Source organism: Streptomyces sp. NPDC054932, from assembly GCF_053610205.1.
Genome location: NZ_JBSGXU010000117.1, coordinates 1 through 25772 on the forward strand (window position 1 = coordinate 1; position 25772 = coordinate 25772).

22 protein-coding genes and 1 pseudogene are annotated in these 25772 nt (G+C 73.5%); 15 read left to right on the forward strand and 8 right to left on the reverse strand.

Going from position 1 to position 25772, the window contains the following annotated elements; genetic code table 11:
• The 9 genes from ACWGE1_RS26835 to ACWGE1_RS26875 all read left to right on the forward strand — a co-directional run.
• Positions 1 to 653: CAP domain-containing protein (locus tag ACWGE1_RS26835; RefSeq protein ID WP_453423037.1), on the forward strand; the 653-nt coding region annotated here is incomplete at its 5' end.
• A 182-nt stretch (positions 654 to 835) separates the two neighbouring features.
• The gene (locus tag ACWGE1_RS26840; protein WP_453423038.1) at positions 836 to 1402 is read left to right on the forward strand and encodes a hypothetical protein; all 567 of its coding nucleotides are present in this window, start codon (positions 836 to 838) and stop codon (positions 1400 to 1402) included.
• Positions 1403 to 1710: 308 nt separating this feature from the next.
• Positions 1711 to 2475, forward strand: coding sequence for a thioredoxin family protein (locus tag ACWGE1_RS26845; RefSeq protein ID WP_453423039.1), 765 nt, complete (start codon positions 1711 to 1713; stop codon positions 2473 to 2475).
• Positions 2472 to 3107 (forward strand): TlpA family protein disulfide reductase, encoded by a 636-nt coding sequence (locus tag ACWGE1_RS26850; RefSeq protein WP_453423040.1) that lies wholly within the window; start codon positions 2472 to 2474, stop codon positions 3105 to 3107. Before ACWGE1_RS26845 ends, ACWGE1_RS26850 begins: the two co-directional genes overlap by 4 nt.
• A gap of 38 nt (positions 3108 to 3145) precedes the next feature.
• On the forward strand, positions 3146 to 3916 hold the full coding sequence (locus ACWGE1_RS26855) for a cytochrome c biogenesis CcdA family protein (RefSeq protein WP_453423057.1): 771 nt from the start codon (positions 3146 to 3148) through the stop codon (positions 3914 to 3916).
• Between the two features lie 69 nt (positions 3917 to 3985).
• Positions 3986 to 4555 carry a hypothetical protein gene (locus ACWGE1_RS26860; protein WP_453423041.1) on the forward strand — a complete coding sequence of 190 codons (570 nt, stop codon included), beginning with the start codon at positions 3986 to 3988 and terminating at the stop codon, positions 4553 to 4555.
• 34 nt (positions 4556 to 4589) lie between these two features.
• Complete coding sequence (locus ACWGE1_RS26865) at positions 4590 to 5321, forward strand: response regulator transcription factor (protein WP_453423042.1); 732 nt, start codon at positions 4590 to 4592, stop codon at positions 5319 to 5321.
• The gene (locus tag ACWGE1_RS26870) at positions 5318 to 6727 is read left to right on the forward strand and encodes an ATP-binding protein (protein WP_453423043.1); all 1410 of its coding nucleotides are present in this window, start codon (positions 5318 to 5320) and stop codon (positions 6725 to 6727) included. Before ACWGE1_RS26865 ends, ACWGE1_RS26870 begins: the two co-directional genes overlap by 4 nt.
• Before the next feature lie 96 nt (positions 6728 to 6823).
• Positions 6824 to 7531 carry an HAD family hydrolase gene (locus ACWGE1_RS26875; RefSeq protein WP_453423044.1) on the forward strand — a complete coding sequence of 236 codons (708 nt, stop codon included), beginning with the start codon at positions 6824 to 6826 and terminating at the stop codon, positions 7529 to 7531.
• Here ACWGE1_RS26875 and ACWGE1_RS26880 read toward each other — a convergent pair whose 3' ends face one another.
• The 3 genes from ACWGE1_RS26880 to ACWGE1_RS26890 are packed head-to-tail and all read right to left on the reverse strand — an operon-like array spanning position 7532 to position 9861.
• On the reverse strand, positions 7532 to 8470 hold the full coding sequence (locus tag ACWGE1_RS26880; protein ID WP_453423045.1) for a MerR family transcriptional regulator: 939 nt from the start codon (positions 8468 to 8470) through the stop codon (positions 7532 to 7534). It lies immediately after the preceding gene.
• Positions 8471 to 8504: 34 nt separating this feature from the next.
• Complete coding sequence (locus ACWGE1_RS26885; RefSeq protein WP_453423046.1) at positions 8505 to 9308, reverse strand: SGNH/GDSL hydrolase family protein; 804 nt, start codon at positions 9306 to 9308, stop codon at positions 8505 to 8507.
• Positions 9295 to 9861 (reverse strand): PadR family transcriptional regulator, encoded by a 567-nt coding sequence (locus tag ACWGE1_RS26890; RefSeq protein WP_327260546.1) that lies wholly within the window; start codon positions 9859 to 9861, stop codon positions 9295 to 9297. Before ACWGE1_RS26890 ends, ACWGE1_RS26885 begins: the two co-directional genes overlap by 14 nt.
• Positions 9862 to 9947: 86 nt before the next feature.
• On the opposite strand from ACWGE1_RS26890, the gene ACWGE1_RS26895 reads away from it, so the two are divergent.
• The gene (locus ACWGE1_RS26895; RefSeq protein ID WP_453423047.1) at positions 9948 to 10361 is read left to right on the forward strand and encodes a nuclear transport factor 2 family protein; all 414 of its coding nucleotides are present in this window, start codon (positions 9948 to 9950) and stop codon (positions 10359 to 10361) included.
• A gap of 67 nt (positions 10362 to 10428) precedes the next feature.
• Here ACWGE1_RS26895 and ACWGE1_RS26900 read toward each other — a convergent pair whose 3' ends face one another.
• Both ACWGE1_RS26900 and ACWGE1_RS26905 read right to left on the reverse strand, forming a co-directional pair.
• Complete coding sequence (locus ACWGE1_RS26900; RefSeq protein WP_453423048.1) at positions 10429 to 11166, reverse strand: SAM-dependent methyltransferase; 738 nt, start codon at positions 11164 to 11166, stop codon at positions 10429 to 10431.
• Between the two features lie 40 nt (positions 11167 to 11206).
• On the reverse strand, positions 11207 to 16003 hold the full coding sequence (locus ACWGE1_RS26905; RefSeq protein WP_453423049.1) for a hypothetical protein: 4797 nt from the start codon (positions 16001 to 16003) through the stop codon (positions 11207 to 11209).
• Positions 16004 to 16227: 224 nt separating this feature from the next.
• On the opposite strand from ACWGE1_RS26905, the gene nadE reads away from it, so the two are divergent.
• The 3 genes and pseudogenes from nadE to ACWGE1_RS26920 all read left to right on the forward strand — a co-directional run bounded on the left by nadE (position 16228) and on the right by ACWGE1_RS26920 (position 19248).
• Complete coding sequence (gene nadE / locus ACWGE1_RS26910; protein ID WP_453423050.1) at positions 16228 to 17058, forward strand: ammonia-dependent NAD(+) synthetase; 831 nt, start codon at positions 16228 to 16230, stop codon at positions 17056 to 17058.
• Positions 17059 to 17200: 142 nt separating this feature from the next.
• Positions 17201 to 18429, forward strand: a pseudogene (locus ACWGE1_RS26915) (PP2C family protein-serine/threonine phosphatase).
• A gap of 57 nt (positions 18430 to 18486) precedes the next feature.
• Positions 18487 to 19248, forward strand: a complete 762-nt coding sequence (locus ACWGE1_RS26920) for a GNAT family N-acetyltransferase (protein WP_453423051.1) — start codon at positions 18487 to 18489, stop codon at positions 19246 to 19248.
• A 58-nt stretch (positions 19249 to 19306) separates the two neighbouring features.
• On the opposite strand, the gene ACWGE1_RS26925 is transcribed toward ACWGE1_RS26920, so the two are convergent.
• The 3 genes from ACWGE1_RS26925 to ACWGE1_RS26935 form a co-directional block, all read right to left on the reverse strand.
• The gene (locus ACWGE1_RS26925) at positions 19307 to 19819 is read right to left on the reverse strand and encodes a hypothetical protein (RefSeq protein ID WP_453423052.1); all 513 of its coding nucleotides are present in this window, start codon (positions 19817 to 19819) and stop codon (positions 19307 to 19309) included.
• Positions 19820 to 19934: 115 nt separating this feature from the next.
• The gene (locus ACWGE1_RS26930) at positions 19935 to 21491 is read right to left on the reverse strand and encodes a serine/threonine protein kinase (RefSeq protein WP_453423053.1); all 1557 of its coding nucleotides are present in this window, start codon (positions 21489 to 21491) and stop codon (positions 19935 to 19937) included.
• Positions 21492 to 21613: 122 nt separating this feature from the next.
• Positions 21614 to 22558: a methionyl-tRNA formyltransferase gene (locus tag ACWGE1_RS26935; RefSeq protein ID WP_453423054.1), complete on the reverse strand. Its 945-nt coding sequence runs from the start codon at positions 22556 to 22558 to the stop codon at positions 21614 to 21616.
• A 253-nt stretch (positions 22559 to 22811) separates the two neighbouring features.
• Between ACWGE1_RS26935 and ACWGE1_RS26940 the strand changes: the two genes are divergently transcribed.
• Both ACWGE1_RS26940 and ACWGE1_RS26945 read left to right on the forward strand, forming a co-directional pair.
• Complete coding sequence (locus ACWGE1_RS26940) at positions 22812 to 24146, forward strand: lysine N(6)-hydroxylase/L-ornithine N(5)-oxygenase family protein (protein WP_453423055.1); 1335 nt, start codon at positions 22812 to 22814, stop codon at positions 24144 to 24146.
• 12 nt (positions 24147 to 24158) lie between these two features.
• Complete coding sequence (locus ACWGE1_RS26945; RefSeq protein WP_453423056.1) at positions 24159 to 25730, forward strand: amidohydrolase; 1572 nt, start codon at positions 24159 to 24161, stop codon at positions 25728 to 25730.
• The last annotated feature ends 42 nt before the right edge of the window (positions 25731 to 25772 follow it).

Genomic DNA, 25772 nt, shown 5'->3' on the forward strand with positions numbered 1-25772 from the left:
CCACCGCGCCGCTCCCCGAAGTCACCGCCGACGCCGCGGCCGCGACGGGCTCCCTGCCGCCCGCAACGCCTGCCGCCGAAGGTGCGGAGTCCAGCGCTCCGGCGAAGACCGGGGCGGAGGAGGGCGGCCCGGCCAAGTCGAGCCCGGCCGCCAAGCCCGCGCGTACGTCCGCATCGACCACCGGTGGCGGTTCGGGGGGCTCCGGGAGCTCCGGTGGCTCCTCGGGCGGTTCGTCCGGCGGCTCGTCCGGCGGTTCCGGCAGCGCCAACGGCGACTCCGAGTCCGCGGTCCTGGCCCTGGTCAACAAGGAGCGGGCCGCGGCCGGCTGCGGCCCCGTGACCGCGAACGCGAAGCTGAACGCCGCGGCGCGCGGGTACAGCGACACCATGGCCCGCAGCGGCGTCATGTCCCACACCGGACCCGACGGGTCCACCATGACCTCCCGTGTGGAGGCCGCCGGATACGCCTGGTCCCGCCTGGGCGAGAACATAGCCCGCGGTCAGTCGGACGCCGACGCGGTCATGAAGGCGTGGATGAACAGCTCCGGTCACCGGGCCAACATCCTCAACTGTGCCTTCAAGGAGATCGGCATCGGCGTCCACAAGGGCGACGGCGGCCCGTGGTGGACGCAGAACTTCGGGGCGCCGAAGTAGGGAGCCTCCCTCCGGGAACGCCCGCCGGGCCCTGGCGCTGCCGGGCCGCACACGTCCTCCGACCCGTACCCGGGTCAGGAGGACGTCGGCATGTGCGCTCCCGCCTCGCGCAGGGGGCCGCGTGCGACGCCGTGCGGGGGAGGCGGTGACGGGCGGCCCGGCTCGTCCGCCACTATGGGGCCGTGCCTCGATTTCCGCGCTACTTGTTCATATGGCTGTCGTGCACGGCCACCAGCGTGACCGCCGTGCTCGCCACGGTCCAGTTCGTGGTCGGTTCCACCAGCCATACGCCGCCGGTGGCCCGGTCCGCCCCCATGGTCTTCGACTCGCCGCCCGCATGGCTGGCCGATCAGGACCCGTCGCCGAGCCCGCCGTCCCCGACCGCCTCCGCCTCCCCGAGCGGCTCGCCCACCGCGACCGAGCGGCCGACTCCCACGGCTCCGCCCTCGCCGTCCGCGAAGGCCTCGGGCGCCGCCCGGACCACCGCTCCCAAACCCGGCGTCGACTGCGAGGACGGCGGACCGGGTCTGCACACCATCCCCTCCCAGGGCGGCAAGGCCACGGTGCGGTACGGGAGCCGCGGCGTCTGCCTGATCTCCGCGGTCCCCGGCCGTGGATTCAAGGCCACCACATCACAGGCCGACGACGACACCCTGACGGTCACGTTCACCAGCGGGGACCACCGGTCGGTCATCACCGCGACGATCGAGCCGATGGCCAAGGCCAGCGTCCGCGAGACGTCGTTCTGACGACTGCCCCCTTCGGCCGGTTCGCCGAATTCATTCCCAACTGATCCCTTTTCGCAGGATTCTTCTCCTTGTGCGTGCTCATCGGACGGGTTCCGGCGAAGCGGAAGGTGAGCTCTTCCTTAGGGGAACCTGAAGATCGCTCCCAGGGGGTTCGGACGGCCCGGAGCGGTCCTATGCTCACGTCAGCCGAGCGGCCTTCGGCGCCCGGGCGTCCCGCCCCGGCGAACCGGAGGACCGTCGGCTTCACCGAGTCGGGGGGCCTTGCGGCCCGTCCCGTCGTCCTCACCGCGCCTTGGGGTGTCTTCGCCATGACTTCTCGCATACTCCGACCCGTCCGTGCCGCCGCCCGCACCGTGCGGCCCGGCTCCGCCGCACCCCTGGGGGCACGGCTGCCGCTCGCCGCCGCGGCCGTGGTCGCGGTGGGTCTGTGCGCCGCCTGCGGGCCGTCGTCCCAGAGCGTCGGCTCCGCCTCGCCGGCCACGGCCGGACAGTCCGCCCCGGCCCTCGCCTCCGCCTCGCCGTCGGCCTCCGCGTCCCCCGAGACGTCCGCGAGCGCGTCCGCCTCGCCGTCGGCGTCCGCCAGTACGGCGCCCAGCTCCTCGCCGACCCCCTCCCGGGCCCAGAGCTCTTCGGCCGCCCCCAAGCCGGCCCGTACGTCCGCCGCGCCGGCCCCGGCCCGGATCCCCGGTCCCGGCTACGACAGTTCGGCCGACGCCCAGAAGCTGATCGACGCGGCGCTGAGCGCGGCCAAGGCCGACGGGAGGATGGTGCTCCTCGACTTCGGGGCCAACTGGTGCGGCAACTGCAAGGCCGCCGACAAGGTGTTCGCCCAGCCGTCGACGGCGGCGATCCTCGGGGCCTCGTACCACCTGGTGAAGATCGACATCGGTGGCAACAGCTCCGCCAACTCCGCGCTCCTGCGCAAGTACAGCCCCTCGGGCGGAAGCTACAAGATGCCCGTGCTGATCGTCGTCTCGCCGTCCGGCAAGGTGCGTACCGACACGCACGCCACGGGCAACCCCTCCCTGACGGCCGAGGGGATCAACTCCTTCCTGCGCCAGTGGGCCTCGTGAGACGACCGGGCCCGCGCCGGGCCGAGGTGCGCACCGCCGTCCTGGCCGCAGCCGCCCTCGCGGTGGCGGCGGCCGGCTGTGTCTTCGCAGCGGGCGGCCCGGTCGCCGCCGACGGCGGCCGCACCGGGGCGGCGGCCGGGGCGCCGGGCGCGGTCAGGGCCGCGGCCGAGGCCACGGTCATCGCCCCCGCCGACCGGGCGGCCGCGCCCGGGACGGCGGGCGAGGACCTGGACGGGAGGCCGGTCGGCCTCGCCGACCTCCGGGGGCACGTCGTCGTGCTCAACGTCTGGGGGTCCTGGTGCGCGCCGTGCCGGGCGGAGGCCGACGACCTGGAGCGGATCAGCCGGCAGACCCGCGACGGAGGTGTCCGGTTCCTCGGGATCAACACCCGTGACCCGGACCGCGCCGCGGCACGTTCCTTCGTACGCGCGCACGGCCTGGGCTTCCCCAGCCTCCACGATCCGACCGGGGAGCTCCTGCTCCGCTTCCCTCCCGCGCTCCTCAACCCGCAGGCCGTCCCCTCGACCCTCGTGATCGACCGCCGGGGACGCATCGCCGTCAGCATCGGCGGCGCGGTCACCGAGGACGAGTTGAGGCCCCTGCTCGCCAGGGTGATGGAGGAAACGTCATGACGACCGGCACGGGCATGGGCATGGGCGCCGGAATGGGGATGGCGGGTGTGACGCTCGCCGCCGACACCCCGTCCCTCCTCCACGGGGCCCTGGCCGTCGCCGCTCCCGTGGCCTTCCTCGCGGGCCTCGTCTCCTTCCTCTCGCCGTGCGTACTGCCGCTCGTACCGGGCTACCTCAGCTACGTGACCAGCCTGTCGGTCTCCGACCTTGCGGAGGCCCGCGGCGGGCGGCGCAGCCGGATGGCGGTCGGCGCGCTGCTGTTCGTCCTCGGATTCACCGCGGTGCTCGTCTCCGGGGGCGCCCTCTTCGGGTACTTCGGCCGCACCCTGCTGGCACACCAGGAGGTGATCACCCAGGTGCTCGGTGTCTTCACCGTGCTGATGGGGCTCTCCTTCATGGGGTTCCTGCCGGGATTCACGCAGCGGGAGTTCCGCAGCCACCGGCGTCCCGCGCTCGGACTGGCCGGAGCCCCGGTGCTGGGGGCGGTGTTCGCGGTCGGCTGGACCCCGTGCATCGGCCCGACGCTGGCCGCCGTGCAGGCGCTGGCCTGGAGCGAGGCCAGCGCGCTCCGCGGGGCCCTGCTGATGGCGGCGTACTGCCTCGGCCTGGGGCTGCCGTTCGTCCTGGCCGCCCTGGCCTTCCGGCGCGCGCTGGGCGCCTTCGGGCTGGTCAAGCGGCACTACCCGTGGGTCCTGCGGATCGGCGGCGGCATGCTCGTGCTCGTCGGCGTACTGCTGGCCACCGGAGTGTGGAACGACCTGGTGTACCGGCTGCAGTTGTGGAGCGCGGACTTCACCACGGCCGTGTGAGCGGGTCCGGCCCGCCCGCAAGATCTCGAACAGATTCGATTCCCCGACACAAGAGGCACAGAGACACAGATGAACGTTTCCCCGCGCATGCGGCATTCCCGTACGCTCCGGACCGCGGTCGCCGTCCTCTCCCTGGCCGCCCTCACGGCGTGCGGCGAACAGTCCACCGGGAGCGCCGCCACCGCGCCGCCGCCCACGACGCGCTTCACCGAGAACGGGGTCACCGTCACCCTCTCGGTGTCCGACTGGCACGCCCCGAAGGGCACTCTGACAGCGGTCTTCACCCCCGAGGAGAAGGGGTTCCACCTCTACAGCACCGACCTCCCCCTCACTGGGATAGAGGGCGTGGGCCGACCGACCGCGGTCGGTGTCACCGGGGCCCTGAAGGCGGACGGGAAGCTGACCGCCGCCGCCGACGTACGGACCATCAGCGTGCCCGGTGTCGACGCCCCGGTGCCCGTCTACCCGGACGGCCCCGTCACCACCACCCTGCCCATCCGCGCCGACGGCAAAGGGAACGCGACGGTCCTGCTCGGGTACGCGAGCTGCAGCACGGAGGAGGGCTGCACCATTCCGGTCGCCGACCGCCCCGTACAGCTGCGCATCACCGACGACGGTCCGACGTTCGCCGCCTCCTGACGGGGATCTCGGACCGAACCCCTAAGGTGTGCCCATGCCCAGCGTCCTCGTCGTGGAAGACGACCCCAGCATCCGCCAGTCACTCATCGAGGTCCTGGCGGAGCACGGGTATGCCGTACGGAGCGTGGGCGACGGGTTCGGCGCCCTGCGCGAGGTCACCCAGACGCCCGTCGACGCGGTGGTCCTCGACCTCGGACTGCCCGATCTGGACGGGGGAGACGCACTGCGGATGATCCGGGGCATATCCTCCGTTCCCGTCCTGGTCGCCACCGCCCGCGACGACGAGACCGAAATCATCAAGCTCCTCAACGCGGGCGCCGACGACTACCTGGTCAAGCCTTTCTCCGGGGGACAGCTCATCGCACGCCTCTCCGCCGTCCTGCGGCGCACCAGCCACGTCGCCCCTGCCGGCACCTCCCGTGCCGCGCAGGGCGCGCGGCCGGCGCCGGCCGCCGAACCGCTGCGCGCCACCACCGTGGGCGAGCTGGCGGTGGACCCCGGCGCGCGCACCGCGTACCTGGCCGGGCGGGAGCTCCACCTCACCCGGCGGGAGTTCGACCTCCTGGCCTTCCTCGCCCACCACACCGGCCAGGTCGTCTCCAAACGCCGGCTGCTGACCGAGGTCTGGCGCGAGCCGTACGTGGACGACCAGACCGTCGACGTGCACCTGTCGTCGCTGCGCCGCAAGCTCGGCGAACGCGCGGCGGCCCCCCGCTACCTGCTGACGGTCCGCGGCGTCGGCATCAAACTGGTGGCACCCCGGTGAGACGTTCACTGGCCGGAGTGGCGCTCGCAGTGACGTCCATGGTCGCCCTCTCCTTCCTCATACCCCTGGGCGCCCTGGTGATGTCCCTGGTCAAGGAGCAGAGCGTCACCGCGGCCGAGCAGCGCGCCGCGGCCCTGGCGCCCGTCCTCACCCTCACCACGGACCCGTCCGCGCTGCGGGAATCCGCCGCCGGTCTGGACGCGACCGAGCACCTGGTCGTCCATCTGCCGGACGCCCAGACCCTCGGCGACTCCCAGGCGCCCGCGACCCTGCTCGAACGGGCCCAGCGCGGACGCGAGTCCATCTCCCAGAAGATTCCGCGCGGATGGATCTGCCTGCAGCCGGTCGTGCTCCCCGGCGACCGCGTCGCCGTCATCGAGAACTTCGTCCCCGACGAGGAACTGACCCGCGGGGTCAAGGCATCCTGGGCCGTCATGCTCCTGCTCGCGGTCGGCCTGGTCGGCGGCTCCGTGCTGGTCGCCGACCGGCTCGGCGCCAAGGTCGTCCGGTCCTCCAAGAAGCTCGCCCAGGCTTCGCGCACCCTGGGTCAGGGCAATCTGGACACCCGTGTGGAGCCCATGGGCCCCAAGGAACTGCGTGACGCCGGCGACGCCTTCAACGCCATGGCCCACCGGATGACGGAACTGCTCGCCATCGAGCGCGAACTGGTCGCCGACCTGTCCCACCGGCTGCGCACCCCGCTGACCGCCCTGCACCTGGCATCGGAACGGATGGCCGGTACGCCGGAGTCGGCCAGGGTCGAGGCGGCGGTGCACGCGCTGGAGACGGAACTGCAGGCCATCATCACGGCGGCGCGGACACCGCTCGCCGTGGGCCCCATGGGCCACGGCCTGCGCAGTGCGCAAACGCCCGCGGTCCAGCAGGCGACCGGGACGGGACCGAAGGACGGTCCCCGCTGCGAGGCCGCCGAGGTCGTCCGGCGGCGGACCGCCTTCTGGGCGGTCCTGGCGGAGCAGCAGAACCGGTCCTGCACACTCGATCTCACCCAGGAACCCACGGCCGTCAGCCTCAGCGACGACGACATCGCGGCCGTGGTCGACGCGCTCATCGGCAACGTCTTCAGCCACACCCCGCCCGGCACCGCGTTCGGCGTCCGCGTCGTCCGCACCGCCCAGGCCGTCGAGCTGCTCGTGGAGGACTCCGGGCCGGGCATCCCGGAACCGGACCGGGCCCTCTCCCGCGGGAGCAGCACCGGATCCTCGGGGCTCGGCCTCGACATCGCCCGCAGGGCCGCGGCCGTCACCGGCGGCTCGATGCGGATCGCCCAGGGGCCGCGGGGAGGCGCGCACATCACGGTCGTCTTCGCCCTGGCGCCACCCCTGATGTCCGAGCGGGGGCCGCGCGGCTCCAGGAGGCGGACGGGATGGTGGCCGCGCAGGCGGTGAACGTCCCGCCCTCCGAAGCCCCCTCCCGGACTCCTGCCCGCGAGATCCTGCCCGGGGCCTGATGGCATGATCGGGGCCCGATGGCATGATCGGGGCGTGATCAGCGAACCGCCCCGTTCCGGCGCCGTGAAGTACGTCCTGTTCGATGTCGACGGCACCTTGATCGATGCCGTCGACAACCAGCGCCGCGTCTGGTGGACGTGGGCGCAGCGGTACGGGCTGGACCCCGATGAGGTCCACCGGGTGGCGCTGCGGACGAGGCCGATGGAGACCTTCGCGCAGGTCGCTCCGGACCGGGATCCGGCGGAGTGTCTGGCCGCGCTGCACGCGTTGGAGGACGAGGACGTCCGCTCCGGTGTCTACACGGCCTTCGACGGCGCCGCGGAACTGCTGGACGCCCTGGCGCCGGGGGGCTGGGCGCTGGTGACCTCGAACTACGAGCACCGGGTGCGCGGCCGCTTCGCCCGGACCGGCCTGCCGGTCCCGGAGGTCCTCGTGGACGCGGCCGCCGTCGAGGAGGGCAAGCCGTCGCCCGTGCCCTATCTGCAGGCCGCCGCGCGGCTCGGTGCGCGGCCGCAGGACTGCCTGGTCGTCGAGGACGCCCCCTCGGGGGTTCAGTCCGGGCTGCGTGCGGGGATGACGGTGTGGGGGGTCAACGGGCCGGTGGCGGTGGACGGTGTGCACCGTCACTTCCCGAGCCTGCGCGAAGCGGTCGGCGACATCCTCGCCCTCGCGTCCGGTGCCACCCGGCCCGTCGTCGACCCCACCCGTCGCCGACCCGGGGCGGTGTGCCCACCGCGGTGACTACGCGGCAGGGGCGTTCCGCAGCGCCCGGACGAGCCAGGGGTGCACGGGGATCAGGTTCGGTACCACCTGCCAGCCGTTGACGATCCACACCAGCCGCCAGTACCGGTCCACCCGGGGATCGTGTGCTTCTTCGAACTGCCGGGCCATCCAGTCCCGGAACTCCGTGTCGGGGGTGCGCGCGAGTACCTCGGCGAATCGGTGGACAAGGTCGTCGACGACAGGTGCGGCCGCGTCGCCGAGCGGGTCGATGCCCGACTCCATCGCCTCGGCCACCTGCCGGCGGGTGAGCTCCATCAGTTCCTGGCCGGCCCGTTTCTCGATGTCCGGCGGACACCCGGAGGCCCGGCCCCCGGCCGTCCGGCGCATCCGGGACCGGAAGTCCTCGTCGCCGACCAGCCCGGCGAGTTCCGCCCACGCGGCGACCTGCTCGCTGGAGGGATCATCGGGGAGGTCGGGAGTGGCGGCGCGAACCATGGCCACCGCGGCCGGGTCGGCATCCACCGTGCCGAAGGTGCCGTCCACGAAATCGTCGATCAACCGTCGGCGTTCCTCGCCGGACAACTGCGTGAGCCTGTGCATGAGTGTGGTCTCCTCGGGACTGGATCCCCCTCCGGCCACGGCCCGCAGAACGCTCCGACGCAGTTGCAGCGCCCGGATCCGGACGTCCAGGGCATCGGCGTGCGCCGCGGCGACTTCCGCCACCGTGAGCTCACGGTCCAGTACCCGTCGGATCGTGGACAGGTCCATGCCCAGCTCGCGCAGGGTGCGGACCAGCTCCAGACGGAGCAGTGCGTCGAGGTCGTAGAGCCGGTAGCCGGCGGGACTTCGGGTGGTGGGCGCCACCACCCCCGCATCGGAGTAGAACCGGATGGTCCGCACGGGCAGGCCGGTCCGCCGGGAGAGCTCCCCGATCGAGTGGAGGGTCGTCGCGTCCATGCCTCCCACTCTGCTGTCTCCAGTCACTGGAGACTCAAGGCGATTCCGTCATCGTGCCGGTGGTGGCGCCCAGCGGCAGGAGTGCGGGGCGCTTCGCGGTGCGGCCGTCGCCGGAGGAGCGGCCGCGGAGCCGGCGGCCCAGCCAGGGGCCGAGGAAGGCGGCCGCCCAGCGCAGTTCGGCCGCCACGCCCGAGCCGGCAGCGGCGGTCGGCAGCGGGGGCAGCGGGTGGGTCCAGGTGTCGTCGCTGCCGGGCAGGCCGACGGCGTGGGCCAGGGCCGCGGCGATCCGTTCGTGGCCGACGGAGCTGGCGTGCAGGCGGTCATCGGTCCACATCCGAGGGTCCGTCACGGCGGCCGGGCGGGCGGTCTCGGCGACGGCCACCCCGTGGCGGGCGGCCGCCGCCCGGATGCGGTCGTTGAGATCCGCGATGCGGGGCGCGACGGGACGGGCGAGGGGCACGAGCTTCCCGAGGTCCGGGAAGGTCACGGTCGCCACCCGGGCCCCGGTGGCGGTGAGCGCGGCGAACATCTCCTCCAGGTGCGCGGCGACCTCCGCCGCGTCGAACCGGGGCCGCAGGATGTCGTTGACCCCCGCGACGACGGTGGCCAGGTCGGGGCGCAGGGCCAGGGCGGGGCCCAGCTGTTCGGCGCGGACCTGCCCCGCGAGACGCCCCCGGACGGCCAGGTTGGCGTACTGCAGACCGGGGTTGGCGGCGGAGAGGTGCTCGGCGAACCGGTCGGCGAAGCCGCGCAGTCCCACGGTGTCGTCCCCGTCCCCGAGGCCCTCGGTCTGACTGTCGCCCAGGGCGACGTAGCGCAGGTACTCACCGTTCGGCACGGGTCAGCCTCTCCCTCAGGATCGCCGCGCTCCGGCGGCACCAGTCGCGGTGTCCCTGTTCGAAGGCGAGGCCGCGCAGGCCGGTCAGGTACCCGCCGATCCGCTCGCCGTGGAGCAGGAACTCGTTCTCGTCCATGTCGCCGCGCATCTTGCGCAGCACCTTGCCGAGCAACTCGATCTTGGCGTCGGAGGCGACCGCCCGCGCCTCGAGCTGCTCGATCACCGGCTCGATGCCGATCCGGTCGGCGGTCTGGACCTTGACGAGGAGGTCGTCGCGGATGACCGAGGACTTCAGCGGGGCCGCGGCGAACTCCTCCAGTTCGGTCCGGCCGGCCTCGGTGACCCGGAAGAGGCGCTTGTTGGGCCGTGTCTCCTGGACCACCTCGCGGCCCTCGACCAGACCCGCCTTCTCCAGCTTGGCCAGCTCGGCGTAGAGCTGCTGGGGCAGGGCGTGCCAGAAGTTCGCGACGCCGATGTCGAAGGACTTCGCCAGCTCGTATCCGCTGTACTCGCCGTCCAGCAGCGCCGCCAGCACGGCATGTCGCAAGGTCATCGCGGCCGCCCCTTCCCCTTGCTCGTCAACCCCTGCATCATACTCATGAAAGTGACTAGTCAGATTCATGAGTATGAGGAGGGGTCATGGAGACTGCCGAACGCTTCCGCGCTGCCGTGGAGAAGCGGGATCTCGCCGCGCTGGAGGACCTGTTCACCGAGGACGTGCGGCTCTACAGCCCGGTGAAGTTCACCCCCTTCGAAGGCCGCCCCATGGTCCTTGGGCTCTTCGGGGTCCTGCTGCGCGTCTTCGAGGACTTCCGGTACGTCGGCCGCTTCGAGGGCGCGGCCGGGACCAGCGCCGACGGCGCGCAGGCCCCGGCCGAGATCCTGCTCTTCCGCGCCACGGTGGACGGCCGGGAGATCCACGGCATCGACCTGCTCCACTTCGACGGAGCGGACCGGATCAAGGAGTTCACCGTGATGGTCCGCCCGCAGTCCGCCGTGCAGGCCCTCGGCCAGGCGGTCCTCGCCGGCCTGGTGGCCGACGGCCTCGCGTAGCGGGTTGTCCTGCCGGTCGGGCGGCGCTCGACCGACAGGACACCGGCCACGCCGCCGGACGCGCGTCTCAGGCGGTGGTCGGACGCAGGACCAGGGAGAGGAAGCCGAAACTGTCCCGGTAGGAGTGCAGCCACTCCGTGCGCCGGGCGGTGGCGGTCTCGAGAGCGACGGCGCCGTCCGGATCGCCGGGGCGGTCGAGAGCCCACGAGGCCAGCGAGCCCCAGCAGGCCCACTCGTAGTCGTCCAGCTCCTGGCGGGTGCTCGCATGGCCGTGGACGGGGGTCCATCCGTCGGCGACGACACGGTCCACGGTGGTCGCGAGGTCGTCGAGTTCACCGAAGAGCTCGGCGGCCTCCGGGGACGGCGTACGGTCCCAGAAGCTCTCACCGATCAGCACGCGCCCGCCGGGAGCCAGGTGCTTGCGGATCGCGGCGAGGGTCGGGAGCAGACCGCCGAAGGCGTGGCTGGACCCGACACACAGCACCAGGTCGAACGGCTCGGCCGAGACGAAGTCCGCGGCCTCCCGGTGGTGGAGGACGAGACGCTCCCGGAGGCCGAGCCGGTCCGCCGACCGGCGGGCCTGCTCCATGGACTCCTCGGAGACGTCCACGCCCTCGGCGTGCAGGCGCGGGTGCGCGGCCAGGGCGCGCAGCAGCCATTCCGCGGTGCCGCACCCCAGGTCGAGCACCCGCTCGTCGCCGCGCAGGACGCCGTGGTCGAGCAGTCGGCGTACCGACGCGTCGTCGAGCGGTGCCTTGATGGGGTGGTCGGCATGGGCGATTCCGGAGATCTGTTCGCGATTCACCGGGGCAGCCTGCCAATGCGGGAGCCCGCGCGCACCCGATTTAGGTGCGCGGGGCACGGTTCCGGTCGGCGGACCTCCGCTCCCAGGCCTCCGCGAACATCTCGTGCAGCGGAGCCGTCGGCAGCACCCGGCCGAAGGGGGCACGGACCGAGTTGCTCCACAGCGGGCGCACCCGGTGGCTCGCCAGCTTCACCGCCTCCAGCGGCAGGTTCGGGGCCTTCAGCTCGGTCCACTCCCCGGGGAGGAACACCGTCCGGCCCGCCCGCGCCCGCTTGGCCTCCATGACCGCGCCCGTACCGAGGAGTTCCGCCAGGACCTCCTTGTGCCGCTTGGCGGACCAGCCGTTCCACCGCCGCACGTTCCGGTCGGTGGGCGCGGCCAGTGCCGCCACCTGGAGGTACAGCGACGCGGCGTCCGCGCCGACGCCGAGCTCCGCCGCCACCCGCGTGACCAGTTCCGGGCAGGACCGCCGCGGATCCGCCTCGTACGCACCGGCCGGCAGCGGACCGGAGCGGGCCCGGAGCATCATCCGCTCCAGCCCGCCACCGGCCAGCAGCGGCTCCACCCGGTCCAGCTCCTCGGCGAGGTCGGTGACCTCGCGGACCCGCCGCCACACCTCGGGGTCGGCGACCGGCGCCGGCCGCAGGAAGGCGGCACCGCCGGGCGCGCACACCACCAGCGGTCCGGAGTCGTACGCGGTCACCGGAACCGGGCCTTCCTCCTCGCGGTCGTCCATTGCCACCGGCAGCCGCCCGGGCCCGAACCGCTCCGCGATCCGCGCCGAGGTGTCCTGGACCCGCCCGCCGGGCAGTGCCAGCAGCAGCTCCGGACGGGCCAGCTCGGCGCGCAGCCGCTCGTACAGGGCCATCGCACCGGCCACCGCGGGATCCCCGACGGGCCGGTCCGTCCAGGCCCACACCAGCGCGGCCGCCATCCGACCGAGATCGAGGCCCACCGGGGTGCGGTACGGCAGTTCGGGCCCGGCCGGGGGCACGGCCCGGACCTCCACCCCGATGCCGTACCGCGTGGCCGCCAGCTCCCAGCCGGCCGCCTCCACGGTGGCGTCCGCCGCGGCCCCGTACCCGCCCGCCAGCCGACGGGCCCACACCTCCGAGAGCCCCAGGTCCGCCTCCAGGGCATCGGCCGCCCCGTCGTGCACGGCGGGCACCGACCCGAGCAACTCGCTCCACACCCCGGCCATCCGCTCCACTGCGGCGTCGACCCCGCCCGGACGCCACAGCTCGGCCGGGTCCTCGGGCAGGCCTGCGGCCAGGACGGCCCGCTGTCCGGCGGCCCCGAGCCGCGCCCGCAGCTCCCCGTACGCTTCGGCGGTCATCGCGCTCGCCCGGTACGGGGCCCTGCGCGCGAGGTCGCGGTCCTCGTCCCGGTGGGGCCGGCCGACCAGGCCGGCCACCACGAGCCGGGCCACGGCCCGCCGTACACCGGTCAGTTCCGCGAACCGCGCCGCCGCCGACTCCGGCAGCGGGACCGGACCGTGCGTCTCCACCGCCGCCACCAGGGCCCGGAGCCGGGCGGCGTCGTCCCACCGGATCCGGACCGGGCGCGCCCCGGGGAAGGCCGCCGCCACCGGGTCACCCTCCGGGTCCCCGGTGGCGGGCGCCACGAACCAGCACTCCGACCCCCCGGACCGTACCGCGGCGGACGCCACGGCGGTCCCGCCCGCCCGCAGCCCGTCCAGGGCCACGGAGTCGGCCGCGCGGCCCACCCACCACCCGCTGCCCGCACGGGCGAACGGCTGCTCGGCCCAGGTGTCGAGAAGCGCGAGCAGCGCGGCCCGTTCCGTATCCGGGGTCGGCGCCACCGCCGCCCGCCACGCCGCGGCCCCGACCGAGCCCAGCAGCTGCGACCAGTCGCGCGGCGGCGCCGGCGGAGAAAGCCGCCGCACCTCCTCCACGATCGTCCCCGCCAGGCAGGCGCCGTCGGCGGCGAGTGCGCCGAGCGTCGCCGGCAGGGCCACGTCCGCGGTCCGCCGATGCGCATCGGCCTCCGGCTCCGGGACCAGCCCGAACAGCGCGGGCAGCAGCTCGGTGTCCCGCGCGGACCGGCGCAGCGCGGCCGGCGGGGCCTCGGCGAGCAGGGACACGCGCCGGTGCAGGGCGCGCCGCCGCTCCTCCACGCGGGCCGCCCGTCCGGCGACCGCCACGACGGCCTCGACCAGGACCCGGTCGGTGACCTCCGGCAACTCCCGGGCCACGGCGGCGCGCAGCGCCCCGGCGCCGGTGCGGGCGGCGGCCAGCAGGGCCTGCGCCGTCCGCGGTCCCACGCTCCGCAGCGCCCGGGACCCGGCCGCGTCACGCGTGCGCAGCAGGTACCAGTAGGCGGGCGGCAGGGCCACGCCCCCCGACACGGTGACCTCGCGGACCGGCCCCACCCGGGGGTGCCTGGGCGAGCGGTGCCCGTCCAGCTCCCACAGCAGCACCCCGTCGGCGGTGTACGCGCGCACGCCCGTACGGGTCTGCGCCTCGGCGAGGACCACGTCCTCCACCGCGCCCTCCGGCGCGGCCCACAGCCCCCACGGCTCCTGACCCGGCCGGTCGATGTCGAACCGGGCCGTGCGCCCGTCCACGCTCTCCACCAGGTAGTGGTCGGGCGCGTGGTCGCGGTGCCGGGTGCGGAACAGCACCCGGGTCCCGACCAGCCCGTCCCGGCTGCCCAGCGGGGAGCCGGACAGCCCGGCGGGCAGCGGCGCCAGCTGCAGCGCCTCCGAAGCCAGGCTCATCCCCGTCTCGGACGGCTCCGCGGCGGGATCGGCGCTCGGGGCGCGGCCGGGGAAGTCCGGCAGGGGCACGGCCCCCCGACGCTCCCCGGTGACCGCGTCCACCACCTCCCACGGCTGCCTGCCGTAGACGTCGTTGGTCCAGATCCGCGAGCCGTCGCCGAGCAGCAGCTCCTCGCTGTCGATGCCCCCGGTGCCGCCCGGCCGCAGGACGCGCAGGCCGCTGTGGCGCCCGCCCCCGTCGGCGGACTCGAACTGGAAGCCGTACGCCCCTTCCAGGCTGCCGCCGAACGGCACGAGCCCGCCGACCTGTTCCGGAGCGAACGGCTCCGCGGGGCGCTCGGCCCAGACGGCGGTGTCGCAGTAGTACGGGTTCGGCTTGAGGGTCCAACTCACCAGGAAGGAGCCGCCCACGTAGTGCACGGCGAACATGGTCGCGTCCTCGGGCACCGTGAACCGGCAGGAGCCCCGCTGCCCGTCCGGGGCGACGGCGACCGCCCGGTCCCGCCCGAACACCGTCAGCACCGGCCAGGTGCAGGTCACTCCGGCGACACCCGGCAGCGCCCTGTCGGCCGTTCTCTCCGGAGCCCCGTCCGCCGTCCCCTCCGGCGCATCGGCCGCCGCGGACTGCGCGAACCCGGCGTACACCGACTCCAGGGCCGGCCAGGCCAGTTCCTCCGGCAGCCCGGCCGCCAGCGAGCGCCGCAGCGCACCCGCCGCGTCCGCCCCGGCCAGGGCGTCGACGATCCCGCCGAGGGCCGTCACCGTCGGCCGGTCCAGCAGGTTCTCCAGCTCGGCCACGGCCTCCTCGGCCCCCGCCATACCGCCGCCCGCGACCGTGTCCACGAGCTTGCCGACCCGCCCGGCCACCTCGTGCGCGACGCCCTCGTTGCCCGGCAGCAGTGTCACCGCGGACCCGGAGCGGCGCCCGCGAGAAGTCCACTGTTCGGGGAACAGACCGGCATGGACCGTCCCCTCCAGCCGGGAGCCGAACACCGGATCGGCGGCCAGTGCGGCGAGGTCCCGCCGGGACCGCTCGCCCCAGAACCGCATCCGGACCTCCGGGCCGGGGTCGACCACCGCGACCCCGGCCGCCAGGCAGGCGTCCAGCACGTCCGCGTCGAAGCCCTGGTAGTGGTACCGGGTCGTGTGCACGGCGACCGGGGTGCCCGCCGCCCGCAGCCGCGGCCCCAACCGGCCCACCAGGTCGAGGAATTCCCCCGGCAGCTGCTGCCGAGCGACTCCGCCGCCGGACTGCAGCGCGTACTGGTACATGCGGACGAAGTGCCCGACCCAGCGGGGCAGCCCGCCCTCCGGCACCACGCGTCCGCTCTCCATCGCCTCCGCCGCGCCGCAGCCGATCAGCATGCGCAGCCAGGCCCCGCCGCCGGCCCCGGTCGGGAAGACCTCCACCAGTCCGGTCAGGACGTCGTCCGCCGGCGGATGGGCCGCGAGGACGAGGTCCGCGGCCGTCAGCAGCGCCTCCGGCACCGACTTCTCGCGGGTGACCGACAGGATCGCGCCCACCATCCGCGCGGCCTCGCCGTCCCCGCGCCCGGCCGCCTTCGCCGAAGCGCGCACCCGGCGCACCAGATCCGCCGGCAGGTCCGCCCGCGAGCCCGCCCACGCGGTCAGGAACGCCTCCAGCGCCGTGTGCGCCGCCGCCGGATCCAGCGTGTCGGCGAGGAAGCGCTGATGCGCCCCGAACTCCTTGGCCGGCATGGCTCCGCCCGCGGCGAACAGCAGTGCGTTGGCCCGGCGGTAGCCGGGATCCACCGGCAGCCCGTGCTCGGCCTCGGCCGCGCGCGCCGCCGCGTAGGCCCGCCCGCCCGGCCGGCTCCCGCGACCGATCAGCCGATGGCCCACCGTGTCCCAGAACCACGGCAGGTGCGCGACCGGCAGCCGCCGCGCCCGCACCGTCATCGTGTCCACGAACCGGCCGGGCCTGTCCCGGGACCGGCCGAGCTCCGTGTACATCTCCTCCATCAGTTCCCGCGCGAACCCGGCCGCGCCGGGGTCGTGGGCGTCGACCCAGTCGGCGTAGGTCGTCGAGGCGTGCGGACGGGAGGAGGGCACCAGGGCATCGAGCGAGACGATCATGCTTCGCATCGTCGCACGCGCCACCGACACCTCCCCGTGGAGGTGGCCGGGCCGGCCCGGCCCCGCCCGGCCCCGCCCCCGCGGCCGGCCGCCACCGGATCGTCCGGCCTCCGGGCCGCGGCCTCCCGGTCTTCCTCTAGAGTGCTTCCGTCCCTTACACGTGAGTGTGACCCCGGCCGGGCGGCGCGTGCCGACCCGCGCACGGGCCCGATCGAGGAGCAACCGTGACCGACCTGGCGTCCATATCCCTGCAGCAGGAGATCGCCCGGGATCTCCAGGTGAGCGCGTCCTTCGACGCACGGCAGGAGATCGAGCGCCGCGTGGCCTTCCTCGCCGACCGGCTGACCTCCACGGGCCTGCGCGCACTGGTCCTGGGCATCAGCGGCGGCGTGGACTCCACGACCGCGGGCCGCCTGTGCCAGCTCGCCGTCGAGCGGGCCCGCGCCGCCGGGCACGAAGCGACGTTCTTCGCGATGCGGCTGCCGTACGGGGTCCAGGCCGACGAGAAGGACGCGCAGCTGGCGCTGGAGTTCATCCGCGCCGACCGGGTCCTGACCGTGGACGTGAAGGCCGCGAGCGACGCCGCCCTGGAGGCCGCGCTGGCCGGTGGCACGGTGTTCCGCGACGCGCGCCACCAGGACTTCGTGCACGGCAACATCAAGGCCCGGCAGCGCATGATCGCCCAGTACACGGTGGCGGGCGCGCACGAGGGCCTCGTGGTCGGCACCGACCACGCCGCCGAGGCGGTCTCCGGCTTCTTCACCAAGTTCGGTGACGGCGCGGCCGACGTGGTGCCGCTCACCGGTCTCACCAAGCGCCGGGTACGGGCCGTCGCAGAGGAACTGGGCGCGCCGTCCGAGCTGGTGCACAAGACGCCGACCGCGGACCTGGAGACGCTGGATCCGGGCAAGCCCGACGAGGACGCGCTCGGCGTCACCTACGACGACATCGACGACCTCCTCGAGGGCAAGCCCGTCGAGGGGACCGCCTTCGCCGCCATCGTCGCCCGCTACCGCCTCACCGAGCACAAGCGACAGCTGCCGATCGCGCCCTGATCCCTGCCGGGCCCGCGCGCACCGGCCCCGGTCATTGAGCCGAACGCCACAATGACCGGGCCGACGGCGGGCACGCCCCGCGCGGTCGCACCTATCGTGGAAGCGACCCCATGACCGGGCGGTGGCGCGCGAACAGGTGGACGTGGACGGATCCGGGATCGACTATCAGGCTGTCTTCCAAGCCCTGCCGGGCGCGGTCGCGCTGCTGACGCCCGACCTGGTGTACGTGGACGTCAACGAGTCCTTCCTGGTGACCTCCGGCCGCACCCGCGAGCAGATCATCGGCCGCTACCTGTTCGACGTCTTCCCCGACAACCCCACCGATCCGGCGGCGAGCGGCATGCGCAACCTGCGCGCCTCCCTGGAACGGGTCGCGGCCACCGCCGAGCCCGACACCATGGCCGTGCAGCGCTACGACGTGGAGTCCCCCGACCGGTCCGGGGTCTGGCAGGAGCGCTACTGGAGCCCCGTCAACGTCCCCGTCCTCGCCCCCGACGGAGCCGTCGCCCTCCTGCTGCACCGGGTGGAGGAGGTCACCGAACTGATCCGCGCCCGCGGCGGCCCCAGCGGCCGGGACCGGGCCGCCGAGGTCCTGGAGGCCGAGCTCTACACCCGGGCCCGGGAACTCCAGGCGGTCAACGAACGCCTGCGCCGTACCCACGCCCACGAGCGGGAGGTGGCCCTCCACCTCCAGGAGTCGCTGCTGCCCGCACCCCACCCGCTCGGCCACCACCGGGCAGCCGTGCGCTACCGGCCCGCCACCGAGGCCCTGAACGTGTGCGGCGACTGGTACGACCTCGTCGACCAGCCCGGCCGTACCGCCCTCGCCGTCGGTGACGTCGTCGGGCACGGACTCGGCGCGGCCGGAGTCATGGGCCAGCTCCGCAGCGCCCTGTCGGCCGCCTCCCGCGTCGCCGAGGGCCCGGCCCAGGCCCTCGAGGTCCTCGGCCTGTACGCCCGCGACATCGAGGGCGCCGAGTCCACCACCGCCGTCTCCGTCTTCATCGACTGGAAGAACCGCACCCTCACCTACAGCAGCGCCGGCCACCCGCCTCCCGTACTGTGCCACCCCGACGGGACCGTCACCTTCCTCGACCGGGCCACGGACCCCCCGCTCGGCGCCCGGCCCGAACACACCCGCCGCCCCGAGGCCCAGGTCCCCTTCACCGAAGGCTCCCTCCTCGCCCTCTACACCGACGGACTCATCGAACGCCGCCGTGAGGACATCGACGTCGGCCTGGGCCGGCTCACCGACGCCATCGTGCGACACCGCACCGACACCCCCGACGCCCTCGCCGACGCCCTGCTGCCGAACTCATCCCCCCGGTCGGCGTCACGGACGACACGGCACTGCTCATCCTCCGCCTGTGAGGGTTCCGCGCGGTATTCGAAGGCGTACGGCCTCCCCGGCCGCATAGGCTCGCCCCCATGCCGAGCCCAGACCTCCAGCGCGTCCATGCCTTCCTGTCGGACTTCGCCCGTCGCCAGGCGGCGCGCACCACGGAGCTTCCCGGCGGGTTCGCCGCCCACGACGAGGCGTTCGCGCACTCCCGCGCGAACAACCAGGTCGTCATCGACGCGGCCGTCGACCCCGAGGCGCTGCCGGCCCTCGCGGAGGAAGCCCTGGGGCACCTGCCGCACCGGCTGGTCTCCGTCCTCGACGACGAAACCGGCCGGGCGTGCGCGGAGCCGCTGATCAGGGCCGGATACACGCACTCCAGCTATCTGGTCATGCTGCACACGGGGCCGGTGCCGGACGGCGGACCCGCCGAGGAGGTGGACCTCGACGCGCTGCGCGTCCCCCTGACCCGGCGCTGGCGGGGCTTCCTCCCGGACGTCGGCGACGAGGTCCTGCGCCAGCTCGTCGACCGCCGGGAGGTCCGGCTGCGCGGCGCCGACATCGTGCGGTTCATCGGTGCCCGTGCGGAGACGGGCGAGGTGGCCTCATGGGCCGATCTCTACGTCGACCGGACCACCGGCACGGCCCAGATCGAGGACCTGATCACCTCGGAGGCCCACCTCGGGCGCGGATACGCCGACGCCGTTCTGGCCGGCGCCCTGCGCCGGGCCGCCGACCACGGCTGCGACTTCCGCTTCCTGACCGCCGACACCACGGACTGGCCGCGCCACTGGTACGAGCGCCGCGGCTTCGCCGTCATCGGCCGCACGCACTGCTTCGAACGAGACTGACGCCGTACCGGCCCCGGGATGGTGCGACTTGGGGCCGGCCCGATCGACAAGACACCCCCTAGGGAAGCGCTCCGGCCACCCCGTCGGCGATCATCATCCACATGGGCTGGCCGCCCGTGCCGAACGCCGAGGCCAGGGCGTAGCCGATCGCTGCGTCCGCCGGCCGGATCTCGCGGTCCTCCCGCCACTGTGCGAGGACCGTCTCGTCGCCGTCGGAGGAGAAGTCGCCCAGGTGCAGGCCGTCGCGGGTCAGCCGGCTGCTGGGGACGGAGTCCGGCACCAGTCGGTAGTGCGCCCCGCCGTACTCCACGTCCACGCGGTACGAGTGCCGGGTGAACCGGCCCTTCGCCGGCAGCAGCCCGGCCTCCGTGCCGTCGACCCGCAGCGTCAGGTGCGCCGGGTCACGGGTGCCGATGGCGATCTGCGGGTCCGCCTCCGCCGCCGGATCGCGCTCCAGGGTCACGCGGGGGATCGCCTCGCCGGCGACCTCGAGACGGTCCTGGCCGTGCTGGCGGACGGTGATCGCGCCGAAGTGCGTGTCGTCGATGGGTGCTCGGTCTATGTCGGTCACAGGTATGGGCCGCTTCGGTGGGTGGGGTGGGTGGGGCGTGCGGTGAACTGTCGGAAGTCATAAGGGACTTTCCGCACCACTTTACCGGCGGTGATCATGGCGCCGGCCGAGCGGGTCACTCCCGCTTCCACACCTTGGCGACGGCTTCCAGGTAGTCGTCCTGGCCGTCCTCGATGTGGGTGACCTGGAGGACGAGGAGCAGGTCGGAGGAGACGCGGACGCAGATCATGTCGTCGACGCCCCACTCGGCGTCCTCGACCAGGGACCCGTAGCCGGAGGCCCGTTCGTCCGCGAGGCAGTCGCTGTTCACTTCGGAATCCCCGGACTTGAGCAGCAGGATGTCGTCCCCCGCGAGGTCCCAGTTCGGGTGCAGGTCCACGTCGAAACCGTCGCCCGCCTTCGGCTCCGTGAAGTCGGCGGCGTCGATGCCGTATCCGGTGGGCAGTTGGACGTCCGCCTCGTCCGACATGGACCACCCGTCGAGCGGGTCGGTGCTCTCCGGCGCCGGATCCGTGGGAGTGCCGCCGTTCTCGTCCTGGGAGACGTAGTGCCCGCCCGGGTCCTTCCCGTTCTGCGCGGCCGTGTAGGCCAGGGCCCCGATCGCCGCGGCAGCCACCACGGCCGCGGCGGCGATGAACGGTGCCCTACGGAGCCGGGCGCGGGCCGTGGGCGGGCGCGGTCCGTATCCGGGCAGGGCGGCCGGCGGCACGGCCGCGGCGCCGGGATCCACCCGCGTCGGGGCGTACCGAGGGGGCGCGGTGGCCGTCAGCGAGGGGTCGGAGTCCGCCTCCAGCGCCGAGGAGGCGCGTGCGAGCAGACTGTGCGCGACGGGGGCCGGCAGCCAGCCTGAACCGACCGGGCGGCCGTCGTCCGCCTCGACCGAGAGCTCCGCGAACAGGGTTTCCAGGGAGGGCCGCGCGGCCGGGTCCTTGGCGAGGCAGCGCCCGACGAGGTCCAGTGCGACCCCGGAGAGGGCCTCCAGCCTCGGCTCGGAGTGCACGACCCGGTAGAGCAGCGCCGGAGTGGCGCCGGTCCCGAAGGGGCTCTCGCCGCTGAGGGTGAAGGCCAGCACCGCCCCGAAGGAGAACACGTCGGAGGCGGGGCCGACCACGCCGCCGGAGGCCTGTTCCGGGGACATGAAGCCGGGGGAGCCGACGGTCATCCCGGTCCGGGTCAGGGCGCTCGCCTCGGTGGCCCGCGAGATGCCGAAGTCGATCACCCGGGGTCCGTCGGGGCCCAGCAGCACGTTGGACGGTTTCAGGTCACGGTGCACCAGTCCGGCGGCGTGCACGGCCGCGAGCGCGGCCGCCAGCCCGCGGGCCAGGGCGAGCGCCGAGGCCTCGGGGAACGGGCCGTGTTCGGCCACCGCCTCGGCGAGCGACATCCCGGGGACGAACACCGTGCTAAGCCACGGCGTCGGGTCGTCCACGCCGGCGGCGAGGACCTGGGCGGTGAACCTCCCGTCCACGGCCCGCGCGGCGGCGACCTCACGGGCGAACCGGCGCCTGAACTCCGGATCCCGGGCCAGCTCCGGATGCACCACCTTGACGGCCACGCTGCGGCCGCCGGCCGTCCGGGCCAGATAGACCCGGCCCATGCCCCCGCTGCCGAGTCGTGCGACGACGTGGTAGGGCCCGACCCGCACGGGGTCACCCGGTATCAATGCGTCCACTTGACCCCCCGCATCGCGCCTGGTCCGGCCGAATTCTAGTAGCTCGAACCATGGTCATGCAGGCGTTCGCAGGTCGACGCCCGGGCGGCGGCGCCTCCCGGCGCCCGGGTCGACGTCGCGGCTCACCGGCTGGTGAGGTACCCGCCCATGGTGGTGAAGTAGTCGGTGGCGGGCATCTCTTCGCCGTCCTCGGTGCGCACCCTGGTGATGACGAGACCGTGGTTGCGTCCGGTGCGGGCGTTGGCCCCGGCCACGATCACGACCCCTTCGCCCTCGCGGTAGAACACGCGGCCGGGCGTGCCGCCGTAGCGTCCTTCGGAGACGACCGCGGCCACCACCTCGAGACGCTTGCCGCGGTGGAAGGTGAAGGCGCTCGGGTAGGGGGCCGACTGGGCGCGGACGAGCCGCTGGAGGTCCTCCGCCGGCCAGTTCCAGTCGATGCGGATGTCCTCGGCCGACCGCTTGTGGAAGAAGCTGGCCTGCGACCGGTCCTGGTGGGTGAACTCGGTCTCGCCCGCGGCGATCCGGCCCAGGGCGCCGACGGTGACCGGTGCGATCAGGTCGACGGTCTTGTGGAACAGGTCGGTGGCGGTGTCCGTCGGGCCGACCGGGACGGCGCGCTGGACGACGATGTCGCCCGCGTCGAGCTCGTCGTTCATCAGGTGTGCGGTGACGCCCACTTCGGGCTCGCCGTTGATCAGTGCCCAGATCAGCGGCGAGAAGCCGGCGTACTTCGGCAGCAGTGAGTCGTGCACGTTGAGGGTGCCGTGGCGGGGCAGGTTGAAGATGCGCGGGGGGATCCAGGTGCGCCAGTTGTTCGCCACGATGATGTCCGGTTCCGCCTCCTTGAGCCGGGTGAACAGCTCCTCGTCGTCGGGGCGGTTGCGGATCAGCACCGGGACGCCGTGGTCGTCGGCGAGGTCGGCGACCGAGTCGCTCCAGATCTTCTCGTACGCGTGCTCGCTCTTGGGGTGCGTCACGACCAGAACGACCTCGTGTTCGGACTCCAGCAGGGCCTGCAGGGTGCGGTGCCCCCACGTCTGATAGCCGAACATGACGACCCGCATGGGGTTCCTCCTTGGAGCGGCGACAAGTTTCAAAATGAGTAAAGCAAGCCTTACCTAAGTGTGCAACGCCCCCTTTTTTGAAGACAGTTCAGCCGGAAGTCGACGGCGACTCGATCTGATTTGCCCATCGACAGCTCCATCACATCAGGTTAGCCTTCCCTAAGTTCCCCCCGGGCTCCGCTCCTTCGGCGTGCCCTGCCCCCGGTTCCCCCACGCACGGCAATCGGCTGCCCCCCGCACGATTGGGAGTGACATGTCACAGGATCTGTCCGATGATGCGCCACTGATCCACGACCTCATCGGCATCGGCTTCGGCCCCTCGAACGTGGCCATGGCGATCGCGCTCAGCGAGCACAACGCCGGCGTCGGACCGCAGGAGGCGGTCACCGCCCACTTCTTCGAGCAGCAGCCCCGCTTCGGCTGGCACCGCGGCATGCTCATCGACGACGCCACGATGCAGGTGTCCTTCCTCAAGGACCTCGTGACACTGCGCAACCCGGCGAGCGAGTACAGCTTCCTCTGCTACCTCCAGAGCCGGGGCCGCCTGATCGACTTCGTCAACCACAAGAACCTGTTCCCGCTGCGCGTGGAGTTCCACGACTACTTCGAGTGGGCCGCGGCCAAGGTCGACGACATGGTCTCCTACGGGTCCGAGGTCGTCGCCGTACGTCCCGTCCTGCGCGACGGAGCGATCGAGTACCTGGACGTCACCGCCCGCTCCGGCACCGAACTGGTGGTCCACCGGGCGCGCAACCTGGTGATCGGCACCGGTCTGCGGCCGCAGATGCCCGAGGGCGTGGAGCGCACCGAGCGCGTCTGGCACACCTCGGAACTGCTGAACCGCGTGGCGGAGCTCGGGAACGCGGACCCGTCCCGGTTCGTCGTCGTCGGCGCCGGCCAGAGCGCCGCCGAGAACGTGTCCTTCCTGCACCGCACCTTCCCCCGGGCCGAGGTGTGCGCGGTCTTCTCCCGCTACGGCTACAGCCCCGCCGACGACAGCGGCTTCGCCAACCGCATCTTCGACCCCTCGGCGGTCGACGACTACTTCACCGCCCCCGAGGAGATCAAGCGCAAGCTGGTCGAGTACCACGCCAACACCAACTACTCCGTGGTGGACATCGATCTGATCGACGACCTCTACCGGCAGGAGTACCAGGAGAAGGTCCTCGGCACCGAGCGGCTGCGCTTCCTGAAGGTGTCGCGGCTCGCGGACGCCACCGAGACCCCCGACAACGTGCTCGTCACGGTCGAATCGCTGGTCACGGGGGAGAAGGAGGCCCTGGAGGCCGACGTGCTGGTCTACGCGACCGGATACCGCTCGGCGGACGGCCTCGGACTGCTCGGGGACGTCGAGAAGTACTGCCGGCGCGACGACCTCGGCCGCGTCCGGGTGGCCCGTGACTACCGTGTCGACAGCGAGCCCGAACTGCGCTGCGGGATCTACCTCCAGGGAGGAACGGAGCACACCCACGGCATCACCTCGTCCCTGCTGTCGAACACCGCCGTCAGGGTGGGCGAGATCCTCGGCTCCATCGTCGCCCACGGCCGCGTACCGGTGCCGGCCTCCCGCACGGCCCCCACCCCCTGAGGACCGGCACCCATGCTCTGCACCAGGCTGACGAACGCCACCTTCCTCACCATGGACCCCGACCGCCCCGTCGCCCACGACCTGGGCATCTGGCGCGGCCGGATCGTCGGCCTGGACGAGGCCGTCACCGCACTGCCCGCCCGCGAGGTGGTCGACCTCCGGGGCGCCACCGTGCTGCCCGGGTTCATCGACTCCCACGTGCACCTGGCCTGGACCGGAATGAAGGCGGTCACCCCCAGCGTGGCTCCCTGCGAGCGCGTCGAGGACGTGCTCGCCGTCGTCGCGGAGGCGGTGGCCCGCACACCGCGGGACGCGTGGGTGGACCTCGTCGGCTACGACCAGCGGGCCCTCGGCCGGCACCTCACCGCCGCCGAACTGGACAAGGTCAGCGACGGCCGCAAGGTGTTCATGCTGCACGACTCGGGGCACGGCTGCGTGGTCAACGGCGCGGTCCTGGAGCTCCTCCCCGGCGAACTCGCCCACGGCGAGGGCTTCCTCGCCGAGAGCGCCATGACCACCGCCCGGCGGCTGCGCCTGCCCCACTCGCAGGAGGAACTCGCCGACGCCATCGAGCACGCCGGCCGCGCCTGCCTCGCCGAGGGCGTCACCGCCTGCGCCGAGGCGGGCATCGGCGGGGGACTGCTCGGCAACAGCCCGGTCGAACTCGGCGCCTACCAACTCCTGCGCGACCGGGGGAGGCTGCCGCTGCGGGTCCAGCTCATGGCAGCCGCAGACACCCTGCGGCCCGTGGCCGCGCACGCGTCCGACGGGATCCCCCGCGCCCTCGACCTCGGCATGCGCACCGGGTTCGGCGACGACTGGCTCTCCCTCGGCGCGCTCAAGGTCTACACCGACGGCGGCATGATGGCCCGCACGGCCGCACTCACCCGCCCCTACGAAGGAACCGACCGGGCGGGCGAGTTCCAGGACACACCCGAGCGGATCACCGAGACCATCGTCGCCGGCCACCTCGCCGGCTGGCAGCTCGCCGTGCACGCCATCGGGGACCGCGCCGCCGATCTGGCCCTGGACGCCCTGGAACAGGCACAGCGGCGCAAACCCCGCCCCACCGCCCGGCACCGGATCGAGCACGCCGGCCTGATCCGGCCCGACCAGCTGGTGCGCTTCGCCCGCCTCGGTGTGAGCGCGGTGGTCCAGCCGAACTTCCTGCGCTCCTTCGGCGACGACTACGCGGCCGTCATGGGCGCGGACCGGGCCCCCTGGCTGTACCGGGGCCGCGGGTTCCTCGACCGGGGCGTCACCCTGGTGGGCAGCTCCGACCGGCCCGTCACCGACGGATCACCGCTGCGGGCCGTCCAGTTCATGGTGGAGCGGGCCTCCGCGTCGGGCCGCCTCATCGGCCCGGACGAGGGCATCACGGTGGAACAGGCCCTGTACGCCCACACCGTCGCGGGTGCCTTCGCCTGCCACTGGGACGACAGCGCGGGCACCCTCGCCCCGGGCCGCCGGGCGGACCTCGCCGTGCTGGGCGACGACCCGCGGCGGGTCGACCCCTCGCGGATCGGAGCGATCGAGGTCGTCGCCACGTACGTGGACGGGAAGCCGGCCCCGGGACCGGCATAGACCGGTTCGCCCGGCCCGGTCTCCGGCCCCGGAGGACCGGCC

Bases quoted from the DNA above. Each gene is read 5' to 3' on its own strand.
- ACWGE1_RS26845 (WP_453423039.1), top strand. From the start codon at position 1,711: ATGACTTCTCGCATACTCCGACCCGTCCGTGCCGCCGCCCGCACCGTG.
- ACWGE1_RS26855 (WP_453423057.1), top strand. From the start codon at position 3,146: ATGGCGGGTGTGACGCTCGCCGCCGACACCCCGTCCCTCCTCCACGGG.
- ACWGE1_RS26860 (WP_453423041.1), top strand. From the start codon at position 3,986: ATGAACGTTTCCCCGCGCATGCGGCATTCCCGTACGCTCCGGACCGCG.
- ACWGE1_RS26865 (WP_453423042.1), top strand. From the start codon at position 4,590: ATGCCCAGCGTCCTCGTCGTGGAAGACGACCCCAGCATCCGCCAGTCA.
- ACWGE1_RS26880 (WP_453423045.1), bottom strand. From the start codon at position 8,470: ATGGACGCGACGACCCTCCACTCGATCGGGGAGCTCTCCCGGCGGACC.
- ACWGE1_RS26890 (WP_327260546.1), bottom strand. From the start codon at position 9,861: ATGACCTTGCGACATGCCGTGCTGGCGGCGCTGCTGGACGGCGAGTAC.
- ACWGE1_RS26895 (WP_453423047.1), top strand. From the start codon at position 9,948: ATGGAGACTGCCGAACGCTTCCGCGCTGCCGTGGAGAAGCGGGATCTC.
- ACWGE1_RS26905 (WP_453423049.1), bottom strand. From the start codon at position 16,003: ATGATCGTCTCGCTCGATGCCCTGGTGCCCTCCTCCCGTCCGCACGCC.
- ACWGE1_RS26920 (WP_453423051.1), top strand. From the start codon at position 18,487: ATGCCGAGCCCAGACCTCCAGCGCGTCCATGCCTTCCTGTCGGACTTC.
- ACWGE1_RS26935 (WP_453423054.1), bottom strand. From the start codon at position 22,558: ATGCGGGTCGTCATGTTCGGCTATCAGACGTGGGGGCACCGCACCCTG.
- ACWGE1_RS26940 (WP_453423055.1), top strand. From the start codon at position 22,812: ATGTCACAGGATCTGTCCGATGATGCGCCACTGATCCACGACCTCATC.
- ACWGE1_RS26945 (WP_453423056.1), top strand. From the start codon at position 24,159: ATGCTCTGCACCAGGCTGACGAACGCCACCTTCCTCACCATGGACCCC.